This window comes from Candidatus Hydrogenedentota bacterium, from assembly GCA_019637335.1.
GTDB lineage: Bacteria > Hydrogenedentota > Hydrogenedentia > Hydrogenedentales > JAEUWI01 > JAEUWI01.
In genome coordinates this window covers 1-10,969 of record JAHBVV010000010.1, presented here as the reverse complement: position 1 = coordinate 10,969, position 10,969 = coordinate 1, and the positions used below count along the sequence as shown (strand labels likewise).

General features: G+C 63.2%; 8 protein-coding genes. 5 read left to right on the top strand and 3 right to left on the bottom strand.

What is annotated here, in order from left to right; genetic code table 11:
* Window positions 1–250: 250 nt before the first annotated feature.
* The 4 genes from KF886_12585 to KF886_12570 all read left to right on the top strand — a co-directional run bounded on the left by KF886_12585 (window position 251) and on the right by KF886_12570 (window position 3,805).
* The gene (locus tag KF886_12585; GenBank protein MBX3178193.1) at window positions 251–1,318 is read left to right on the top strand and encodes a class I SAM-dependent methyltransferase; all 1,068 of its coding nucleotides are present in this window, start codon (window positions 251–253) and stop codon (window positions 1,316–1,318) included.
* A complete protein-coding gene (locus KF886_12580; GenBank protein MBX3178192.1) occupies window positions 1,315–1,950 on the top strand; it encodes a chalcone isomerase family protein in 636 nt (211 codons plus the stop codon). The genes KF886_12585 and KF886_12580 overlap by 4 nt, the downstream gene beginning before the upstream one ends.
* Entirely contained in the window at window positions 1,947–2,501 is a 555-nt protein-coding gene (locus KF886_12575) for a nuclear transport factor 2 family protein (protein ID MBX3178191.1), read from the top strand. Before KF886_12580 ends, KF886_12575 begins: the two co-directional genes overlap by 4 nt.
* Window positions 2,502–2,605: 104 nt before the next feature.
* On the top strand, window positions 2,606–3,805 hold the full coding sequence (locus KF886_12570) for a BtaA family protein (protein MBX3178190.1): 1,200 nt from the start codon (window positions 2,606–2,608) through the stop codon (window positions 3,803–3,805).
* A 49-nt stretch (window positions 3,806–3,854) separates the two neighbouring features.
* Here KF886_12570 and KF886_12565 read toward each other — a convergent pair whose 3' ends face one another.
* Window positions 3,855–4,154, bottom strand: a complete 300-nt coding sequence (locus KF886_12565; GenBank protein MBX3178189.1) for a hypothetical protein — start codon at window positions 4,152–4,154, stop codon at window positions 3,855–3,857.
* 104 nt (window positions 4,155–4,258) lie between these two features.
* Between KF886_12565 and KF886_12560 the strand changes: the two genes are divergently transcribed.
* Window positions 4,259–5,662, top strand: coding sequence for a transposase (locus KF886_12560; protein MBX3178188.1), 1,404 nt, complete (start codon window positions 4,259–4,261; stop codon window positions 5,660–5,662).
* A 511-nt stretch (window positions 5,663–6,173) separates the two neighbouring features.
* On the opposite strand, the gene KF886_12555 is transcribed toward KF886_12560, so the two are convergent.
* Window positions 6,174–9,338, bottom strand: a complete 3,165-nt coding sequence (locus tag KF886_12555; GenBank protein ID MBX3178187.1) for a family 78 glycoside hydrolase catalytic domain — start codon at window positions 9,336–9,338, stop codon at window positions 6,174–6,176.
* Between the two features lie 207 nt (window positions 9,339–9,545).
* Window positions 9,546–10,466 (bottom strand): hypothetical protein, encoded by a 921-nt coding sequence (locus KF886_12550; GenBank protein MBX3178186.1) that lies wholly within the window; start codon window positions 10,464–10,466, stop codon window positions 9,546–9,548.
* Between the last annotated feature and the right edge of the window lie 503 nt (window positions 10,467–10,969).

Here is a 10,969-nt window from a genome sequence, read left to right as displayed (position 1 = left end):
GGGAGCGCAGGCGTCCCCGCCTGCAACGCACCGGAGGTGCGATGAAGACACACGGCACGTAATTGCGCTCAACGCGAGACCCGGAACAACTGAAACCACGCTATGCGCCGGTGGCGCATGATGCAGGCGGGGACGCCTGCGCTCCCAGCCTTGCACGATGAAACTGCAGAATGAGAATAGCGTTTCGAATACGCCAACACACGCCCCGGCTCACGCTTTACCCGAATATCATGCTTCAACGCTTCAGCAAATGAGGATACAAACCATGTCACTTCCCATTCGACTCGCCGAACTCGGCTGGCTGCCGGACGCCGCAATCCGCTTCGGCATCCGCCGGCTGCTGGGGCGGCGCCTGACTGAGTGCCGCGCCGCGGGCGAAAGCCCCGGAGCGCCCGAGCACCGACCGATCGCAGTCGCGACGGAAGCGGCCAACCAGCAGCACTACGAGGTCGACCCCGAGTTCTTCGAGATCGTGCTCGGCGCCCGCCGCAAGTACAGCTGTTGCTGGTACGACACGCCGGAAGCCACACTCGACAGCGCGGAGGAAGCCATGCTCCGCCTGACCTGCGAGCGCGCGGGGCTGGCCGATGGCATGGATATCCTGGAGCTCGGCTGTGGTTGGGGCTCGCTTACGCTCTGGATGGCCGAGCACTACCCCAACAGCCGGATCACGGCGGTTTCGAACTCCGCACCGCAGCGAAAGACAATCGAGGCGCTGGCAGCGGCTCGCGGGCTTGGAAACGTCACGGTGAAGACCGCCGACATCAACCAGTATCGTCCCGACGACCTCTACGACCGGATTGTGTCGGTGGAAATGTTCGAGCACGTGCGCAACCATGTGCTGCTCCTGGATCGCATCGCGCGGTGGCTCAAGCCCGGCGGACGCCTTTTTGTGCACATCTTCTGCCACGACACGTATGCCTACGATTACGAGGATCGTGGCGACAGCGACTGGATGGCGCGGCACTTCTTCAGCGGCGGCATGATGCCCTCATTCCGATATTTCGAGTCCCTTCCGGTTCCCTTCTCCGTGGAAGAAAGCTGGGCCGTGAACGGAGAACACTACGCCCGCACCTGCCGCGACTGGCTCCACAATCTGGACGCGCACCGGGACGCCGTGGAGGCCGTTCTGCGAAAGACCCTCTCTCCCGCCGAAGCGCGGGTTCAGGCCCAGCGCTGGCGCATCTTCTTCATGGCCTGCGAGGAACTCTTCGCGTACCGGGGCGGCAGGGAATGGTACGTGGGCCACTACCTCATGGCGCCGGCGGTGGCCGACTGCGAGGCGCATCCTGTCCTGGAAGTGGAGGCCGTGCGATGATGCTTTTTCTCTGCACCCTGCTCGTTTCCGGCGCGGCCGCGGTCGTCCTGGAGCCCCATACCGGCGTGGAATTTGAACGGCGCCTGGAGCGGGAGGGCGTCGCGCTGGCCCTCACGGGCGTGGACCGGCGCCGCGCGCTTGGCATGGACGCGTACGCGATCGCGCACTACGTCGACGAGCGCGCGCTACCGGCCGACGCCGGCCTTTCCCCGGAAGATCGCTTGGAACGCCATATCGACACCGCCGCGCACAAACTTATCGTGTTTCACGGGGTCTACCGACGCGTCCCCCCGCACGGGATCCGGCTCTCCTGGAAGAAGCACTTCAAGGACCTCGGCCTGGAGCCGCGCAAGGACTTCATCGAAGCCTTTGACCGCCCCTTCTCCCGGGGCGAACGCCTGTACTTTGAAGCCGACCCCGAAGGCCGACTGACCGTGCGCCACGGTGATGAGCTTCTCGGTTCCTGGGAAGACCCCGAACTGACCCGGGCGCTCTGGGCCATGTGCCTCGGGCCGGTATCCGAAGTCGTCGCGCGGGAGAACCTGGTTGCGCGGGAAGACGCCACGCGCGATATAGCCCAAAACGCCCCCAAAGCGTTGAGGTCCGAAACCGAGGAGCGCGCAACCCCATGAACACCATCGCATTAACCCTGGGCCTGCTGCTGGCCACCACGGAGGGCGCCATGACAACCACCACGACCACCGAATCGCGCTCCGAGCGCATCCGCAATGCCTACGACGACGTGCGCGTCGACAACCTGTACCTCCTCGACAGCCTCTACGACGAGAACATGGTGTTCCAGGACCCCCTCGACCGCATGGAGGGCCTCAACGAGTTCAAGATCTACATGGAGGCCATGTACCAGTACGTCACCGACATCCGGTGGACCTACCACGACGAAGTCATCGACCGCGACACCCACGTCCTCGTCTGGACCATGACCCTCACCACCAAGGGCCTGAACAAGGGCGAGCCCTTCACCATCGACGGCGTCTCCCACCTGAAATTCGGCGAAAGCGACAAGATCATCTACCACCGCGACTACTTCGACATGGGCGAGTACATCTACGAGCGCGTGCCCGTGGTGAAATGGTTCGTGAACAAGGTGAAAAAGCGCCTCCACAAGGCGGTCGCGGAGGCGCGGGAGAAGGTGCTTCAAGAAAAGCAGGCGCAAGGCGAATAGCGGAATTCACCCGCCTTTAACCATCGGCTCATTCGCTTCTGACGCAGGGGTTGTACCCTGACCCCGTCTTACTCCCCAACCGCGTCCCGGGACCCAGCGACATGATGCCAAGCCAGTTCGTGAGCCAGTTCTGTTTCAACCGCATTCACGCCAGCAATCTGGTCTACAACACCTGCTGGGAAGACCCGCGCATCGACCGGCAGGCGCTGGATCTCACCCCCGCGGACTCGGTGCTGGTCATTACCTCCGCGGGCTGCAACGCGCTGGACTATGCGCTGGCGGGCGCGGGGCGCGTGCATACCGTGGATATGAACCACCGGCAGAACGCGCTGCTGGAACTGAAGCTTGCCGGGATCCGCACCCTGGACTACGAGGACTTCTTCGAGGTCTTCGGCAAGGGACGTAAGGCGGACTTTCAGCGGCTGTATCGCAACCACCTGCGAACCGGTCTTTCCGAACCGGCGAAGGCCTACTGGGATCGCAACTGGGACTTCTTCGACCCGGCGCACTCGGGGAAGAGCTTCTATTTCCGGGGGACCTCCGGGGCCTTCGCCTGGATCATCAACCGCTACCTGGACTTCAAACCGGCGCTGCGGGATGGGATCGACGCCCTCCTCGCGAGCGAATGCATCGAGGAACAGCGCCGGCTCTATTACGAGGAAATTCGCGAGCGCTTCTGGAATCGCTATGTCCGCTGGTTCATCGACCGCGATATGACCCTCAGCATGCTCGGTGTGCCGTTACGCCAGCGCGAGACGGTGGAGCAGGGCCATGAGGGCGGCATCGTCGGTTTTGTGGAAGGTTGCATCGATGCGGTCTTCGGGCATCTGCCCCTGCACGATAACTACTTCTGGCGCGTCTATCTCACCGGCGCCTATACCCCGACATGTTGCCCCGAATACCTCAAGCCCGAGGGTTTCCAGTGCCTCAAGGACGGCGCGGCGGAGGCGGTTTCCGTGAATACGGGTACGGTCCGCAAGTTTCTGGAGGGGTACGATGGCGAGATCTCGCGTTTCGTACTGCTCGACCACATGGACTGGCTCTGGACCGACCCCAACCGCGAACTGACCCGGGAGTGGCAGGCGATCGTGGACAGGGCGAGCGAAAACGCGCGCATCATCTGGCGCAGCGGCGGAATGAATACCGATTTCGTCAATGCGCTGGAGGTCGAGCGCAACGGGCGGACTGTCCGCGTGGATGAACTGCTGCGCTACCGCAAAGAACAGGCCGAGGAACTGCACCGTCACGACCGCGTGCACACCTACGGCAGCTTCTACATTGCGGATCTGGCGCCGGCCGGCTAGAAGATTTGTTTAGACAGGATTAACAACTCGTGAGTACCGTCTTCTCGATCTAAGCGTCCTCCTTTTCGGCCTGCCGGAGCTTGCATAGTTCGATGGCCAGCGCGGTCCACTCGCTGGTCAGCTCCTTGAATTTTTTGTAGGTCGCGAGTTGCCGCTTTACCTCCTTGACGCGGGCCGGGGGAACATACTCGGTGCGGCCCTTTCCCTGGTGGGTGTAGCTCAGCTGGTGGTACTTTCCGCCCCAGGCGCGGGTTTGGGTGGAGAGCGAGCCGGGCCGCATGTCGCCCAGCTCCGCCAGCGCCTGTTTTATCTTCTCGATCCGGCGCTCGATCCGCTTTGTCCCGTCCAATTTTCCAACCCTCCATTTTTTCCTTGACTTTATACCATTTTATGTATCATTTATATGATACATAACGCGCCCGCTCAAGTCAAGGGCCAATGGAGGAACGCTTCATGTCGCTATGGACTCAATGGTGGGGCTGGTGCGAGCCCCTGCGCGGCGCCTGCGCGCGCCAGAGAACCTTTCTGTGGATGTGCGTCGCACTGGCCGGATTTTGCGTGCGCGGGGACCTGTGGGGCGTCACCAGCACCGTGCGGGCCCTGGGGCTGAAGGGGATGTATTACGACCGCCTGCTCGATTTCTTCCACAGCCCGTCCCTGCGCGTGGAAAAGCTCACCCGCTTGTGGGCGGCCCTGGTCGTGGAGCGCCATCCGGGCCTGACCCGCGTGAACGGGCGGCTCGTGCTCCTGGGCGACGGCATCAAGGTCCCCAAGGCCGGCAAGAAGATGCCCGGCGTCAAGCGCCTGCACCAGGGCGGCGAGTCCAACACCAAGCCCGCCTACATCCTCGGCCATTCCTGCCAGGCCGTCGCCATTCTTGCCGGGGGCCTCATGAGCTTTGTCGCCATCCCGCTCGCGGCCCGCATCCACGAGGGGCTTGTGTTCTCCAACCGCGACCAGCGAACCCTCCTGGACAAGATGATGTTGCTCCTGGGCGCGCTGGGGCTCGATGCGCCCTACTATTTTGTGGCCGACGCCTACTACGCCTCACGCAAGATAGCGCTGCCCCTCCTGGGCAGGGGCCAGCACCTGGTCACCCGCGTCCGGAACAACGCCGTCGCCTACCGGCCCGCGCCCGCCCCGGAAAAGCGCCGGCGCGGCAGGCCCAGAACCTACGGGGAGAAAGTGGCCCTCCGGAGCCTGTTCGAGGAGCCCGGGGAGGCCGGCGAGCTCCAAAGCCCCGTCTATGGCGAGTCCGGCGTCATCCTGCGCGTCTGGACGCAAGACCTCCTGTGGCGCCCCCTGGGCGTACCCGTCCGCTTTGTGGCCGTCGAACACCCCACGCGCGGCAGGCTGATACTGATGACCACCGATCTCTCCCTCGAACCCCTTGATGTCATCCGGCTATACGGCTACCGCTTCAAAATCGAAGTGAGCTTCAAGGCCGCCCTGCGCACCGTCGGCGCCTACCTCTATCACTTCTGGATGGCGCAAATGGACCCCATCAAGAAAAAGGCCAAAGACCAGCACCTCCACCGCAAGCCCGAAAAATACCGGGACGCCGTACGAAGAAAAATGGACGCCTACCACCGGCACATACAACTGGGCCTCATCGCCCAGGGGATCATGGCCGCCATAGCCACCACCGAACCAAAGCTCGTCTGGCGCTCCTTCGGCTCCTGGCTGCGAACCATACGGCCCGGAATCGCACCCTCCGAAGCCGTCGTCGCAGCAGCCCTCAAAAACACCCTGCCCCATTTTCTCGCCGATTCCTCCCCGGCCCCTATCCTCGCAAAATTCATACAGGAAAGAATGGACATCGACAGAGCCAAAGCAACACAGCAACCCGCGGCATGAAAAAGAATGCCTACATCGCCGAGAATACGGCACTCACAAGTTAACAAGATTTACAGGATTATTCGTAACACTTTAGCCGTCTGAAGTTGAATAGCAGTTTAACCACGAATAGACACGAATAGACACGAATAAGTAACTGAGATGCAGTTCATGAAGCCGACCTTAACCCAGGCCCGCAACCACGCATCCAAGCAGCGAGAAACCCGATTGGCCGCGGAGAACATAGCTCAACCCTTTCGCCCCAAAGAAGGAGTCTTCCCAAAATTTCGCGCGGATCCGCACAGAAAGATCTGAATATAATGAATGCTCTCCCCCTCATAGGCTCAAAGGATAAAAGGCGGACTACCGTTCCATTTGAGTCTTCGAACCGGGTCAATAGTCTCTCTTATTCGTGTGAATTCGTGTTCATTCGTGGTTGAAAATCTTCTTTGCTTCAGACGGCCAAACTGTTACGAAATGCAAAGCGACCGCACACCCCGTCCGGCGCGCGGCCGCTTGATCAGGTCTTGTATCAGCCCGCCGTGGCGGTAATGGTGTAGACGCCGGAGGGCAACGTCAGCGCGCCCTCGTCGCCCGGCGCTGGGCGGCCGTCCAGCAGGACCGTGTTCCGGTGCGACGCGGGCAACTTGATCGAAGCCTCCGTGTTCACGGGAATTTCGATCTCCAGCGTGAACCGATCGCCCTCGATCTTCCACTCGGAGCGGATCAGCCCGTGGATCGAGCGGTAATGCGTCTTCGCCCAGGTCAGCCCGCCGCCGGGCTTCGGGGCGATCTCGAATGTCTTGAAACCCGGTGTCAACGGCGCGATACCGCCGATGGCGCTGTAGAGCCATTCGCCCACGGCCCCGAAGGCGTAGTGGTTGAAGGAATTCATGCCCGGATCCTGGAAACCCTCGTCGGGCGTCCAGCCGTCCCAGCGCTCCCACATCGTGGTGGCGCCCTGGGTCACCTGGAAGAGCCAGGAGGGATAGCCCGTGTTCATCAGGAGCCGGTAGGCCAGGTCAATCTTGCCCGCCTCCGCCAAGCCGGGCAGCAGGCGCGGCGTGCCAATGAAACCCGTGGCCAGGTGATGGTCGAAGCGCGCGATCTCCGCCTCGAACTGTGCGGCGGCCTTGTCTTTTAGCGCTTCCGGCACCAGATCCATTGTGAAGGCCAGCGCGTAGCCGGTCTGGCTGCTCTCCAGAATCTTGCCTTCCGCATCGATGAAATTCGTGATGAAGGCGTCCTTTACATCCTTCGCGAGGCCCTCGTAGTACGCCGCTTTGTCCGTCTCGCCGATAACCTCGGCCATTTCGCGCATGAGCCCGGCGAGGTACGCAAAGTAGGCGGTGGCGATGACCTCGTCCTTCGCACCGCCGGCCTTGTTCAGCCAGTCGCCGTAGCCGACCTTCGACCGGATGCCGTTCTCGCTCGTCCTTTCGAGGAACTCCATCCCGCGCACGAGGTTGGGGAAGTGGTCCGCGATAATTCGCGTATCCCCATAGTAGCGGTACAGCTGGTAGGTGCAAATCATGGCCGCGTCGCCCCAGGCCACCGCCCCGCCGCCCAGCGCCACGTGCGGCGCCACGTCGGCGAAGGATCCGTCCTCCAGTTGCGAATCCTGGATGAGATCCACCAGCCACTTGGTGAAAAAGGCGCCGCAGTCCATGTTGAACAACGCCGTGGGCGTGAAAAACTGCGCGTCGCCCGTCCAGCCCATGCGCTCGTCGCGCTGGGGACAATCGGTGGGAATTTCGAGGTAGTTACCCTTCTGGCCCCAGATGATGTTGTGAAAGAGCTGGTTCAGAAGGGGCTCGGAGCACTCGAAGTGGCCCGCCGGCTCGATCACGGACTGCAAGACGACGCCCACGACGTTTTCCAGCGGCAGGGCCCGGTCAACGCCGGTGATCTCCACGTACTGGAAACCGTGGAAGGTGAAATGCGGCGCGAGCGTTACGGGGCCGTCTTCCGCGAGGGTATACGTGTCGATCGCGCGCGCCTTCCGCAGGTTCGTGGTGTAGAGCGAACTGTCCGGATTCAGCATTTCGCCGTGGCGGACGCGGATCCGCTGGCCGGCGCGTCCATCCAGCCGGATCTCGGCCCAGCCAGCCAGGTTTTGCCCGAGGTTGTACACGAATACCCCCGGCTCCACCTCGTTGACCGACTGGGCGGCGATGCGTTCGTGCGCCGTGACGGGCGTGCCCGGGTGGGCCTGCACCGGCACGTCGTGCGGCGTCCCCGTCGCCACGGCGTCCCAGGCGCTGTCGTCGAATCCCGGCATTTGCCAGCCGTCCGTCGCCTGCGCATAATCGTGGGTCTCGCCCATGAGCATGTCCGACTCGCGGATGTGGCCGTAGGCGGCCTTCCAGGCGCCATCCGTCGCAATAGTTTCGGTGCGGCCGTCGGCGTATTCGATTTCAAGCTGCCCGCGGAAGCGCGGCTGGTCGCCGTAGTGATCGCGCGCGTTGTCCACGGGCAACTGCGGCAGGAAGCCCAGGTAGCCCGCATACCAGCCATCGCCCAGCAGCGCGGTGAAGGCGTTCTCCGCGCCCGGGCGGATCAGGCCGGTCACATCGTAGGTCTGGTAATAGACGCGCTTGTGGTAGTCCGTGAAGCCCGGGGCGAAGACGAAGTCCCCGACACGCTGGCCATTAAGGTAGGCCTCGTAATTGCCAAACGCTGTGGCGTAGAGCGTCGCGCGGACCACGTCGTTCGCGGCGGTAAATTCCTTTCGGAGCTGGGGCGGCGGCGGCAGTTCCATGGGCTTCGGGAACTTCGGCACGGGCCAGGGCGGCGTGCCCACGGGCCCTATGGCCGTGGCGGCGGCCCAACGCGCGTCATCGTACTCCGTCGTGTTCCAACCGGCGGGTTTCTCGCCCCGCGCGCACTTCCAATCCGGCCCGCTCTCGAAATGGGCCGGGGCTCCGCTGGCGTAGTCGATGACCACGCGGGCGATCATCCCGGCGGGATTCGGCGCATCGCCCAGGTTCTGCCCGAGAATCGCGAGGACATGCTCCCCCGGAGCCAGGAAGCTGGTCAGGTCGATGAGCATAATCTGATTAAACGCGGTCACTACCCCCTGCAGTTCCACGCCATTCAGATAGGCCCGCGCGGAGTTGTCGGCGGTGATGTACAGGCCGGCCTGCGCTATCTGGCGCCCGGATTCCACCGTGAAGGTGGTGCGGAAGTAGACATCGCCCACGGGAGCGGATTCGGCGGGGTTGCCCTCAGGGTACCAGATCCACTGGGCGTCGCCCATCTCCTGCGCCGGTGGCGCGGCGGCCTCGGGCGCCTCCACGGGCGCGTCGTATCCGATCCAATCCGCCGACCAGTCCGCGGGCGCGAGCAGGCCCATGCTCCACAGGGCGGGCGCGCTCCACGCAGAGGGATGGCCATCGCCGTCCCACACGCGGACTTTCCAGTAGCAGTGATCGCGCGATTTCAAAGGCGCGCCAGCGTATTCGATAAACGTGGTGTCGTCCGATTCCACCCGCCCGGAATCCCAGCGATCGCCCCGGTCCGCCGCCAGCGCCTCGGGTGAGCTCGCCACCATGATCTGGTACGCCGATTGCACTTGCGCGGGGGCGTCCGCCTTCAGCGTCCACGTCAGGCGCGGCTTGGCGGCGTCAATGCCCAGAGGATCGGTCTTGTATTCGCAGCGGAGATTGGTCGGCTGGATATCGGCGAAGGCAGTCATGGTGGCGAAGAATCCTGTGAGAACAAGGGAAAGTGAGCGCGGCAGCATGCTGGCGTATTCCTTATGATTATGGTGGGCAACCTTCAATCCGGGCCGCTTGCATGGAACGTATCAGGGACAACAGCGACTACAGGGACGGCAGACCAGGTGCTCTCCGGCGTCTCCATTCTTGCGAGCAAGGGGAACACGCCGGCGCATACCCGCCGTTTAGAGCCGCACCAGTTTCGTAATCTTCCCCACTTCGTTGGACATCCATTCGGCAACGTAGATCGTTCCCGATCGGTCCACGTGGAGGTCGTGAGGCGAGGAAAAGGCGCCGGGGACCCAGTCCGATTCCGGCAGGTTGGGCCACCCCTCCTTCTTCCAACAGTCCGGACGGTCGCCCAGGTGCGCAATAAGGCGGTCGTCCCGATCGAATATCGTAATGCGCGAGTGAAGATCCGGAATGTAGAGTTCGTCGTTCCACGGATTGACGGTGCACGGGAAGCGAAGTTCTTCGTTTACCTCGGAAAGGCAGGCGCCGTCCAGCGTGAAGTACTGGAGCCGCACATTCCGCCGGTCCGCGACCAGCAGCCGCTCCTCGCCACTCCGCCGATCAACCTTCAGGCCATGCGGGCAGCTCAACTGGCCGGGACCATCGCCGGGCCCGCCGAAGGAGTCGATATACTCGCCCTCCTTCGAGTATCGGTGAATCCAGCTCTGCCCGTAGCCATCAGCGATGTAGATATCGCCATTCCCGGCTACGGCGGTCTCGGTCGGCACAAAAAGGCGATCGGCATCGTAAATATCGCTCCGTGGCGGCGTCCCGATCCGCAGGACCTCCTCGCCATCCAGCCTGGTTTTCACCATGGCGTGCGCGGATGTCGCGGCGCAATAGAGAAACTCGCCGTCCGCCTCCGCGTTCAGGATCATGCCGTGCGCGCCCGCATGCCACGTCGCGCCCCAGTGGGACAACACCTCGCCGTCCGGGTCGCAGATCACGGTGCATTCCGGGCCCGTGTGGTGGATGAAGATACGCCCCTGGCGATCCTCCACCACGGCGTGGGTCGTGCCGATTTTCAACGATTCGGGGAAGTGTCCCCAGCGGTCCAAAACCCGGTAGCGATGCGATCCTGTTCCGATTTCCATGCGCGGCTCCTTGCGTGTACTGGCGCGGGTTAATTTGTGGCCGGTAGTGTAGCACGCGGGCGGGAACAGGCGGAATTCCGCGCGATCGGGGCGGCTGGCGGGGTTTTGGCGGCTGGGGTGGTTGGCGTCGCGGGAGCCAGTCCCCTTGGGGAGTGACGGGACAGCCGCGCCGGTTGGCCGTGTAGCGGCTTTGTTGGGCTCGTTTTCGGTCGCGCGCGGGCTGCTGGTATCCGTGGTGATGGGACGCCGCAGTCCCTGGGGCGGGTGCGCGTGGGACGGGGGGCGTTTTTCTGCGGGTACAGGCACCCGCGATTCTGGGGTGGTTTGGGGCGCTTGCGCGGCTGGGGTGGTTTTTGTCGCGGGAGCCAGTCCCCTTGGGGACGCTTACGCGGCTGGGGTGCTTGGCGTCGCGGGAGCCAGTCCCCATGGGTGCAGTTGTGGTTAAAGAAGGTTGTCCGGCGCCGGACTTGTGCGGGTGATTGGCGGTTTTAACCTTGGGTCAG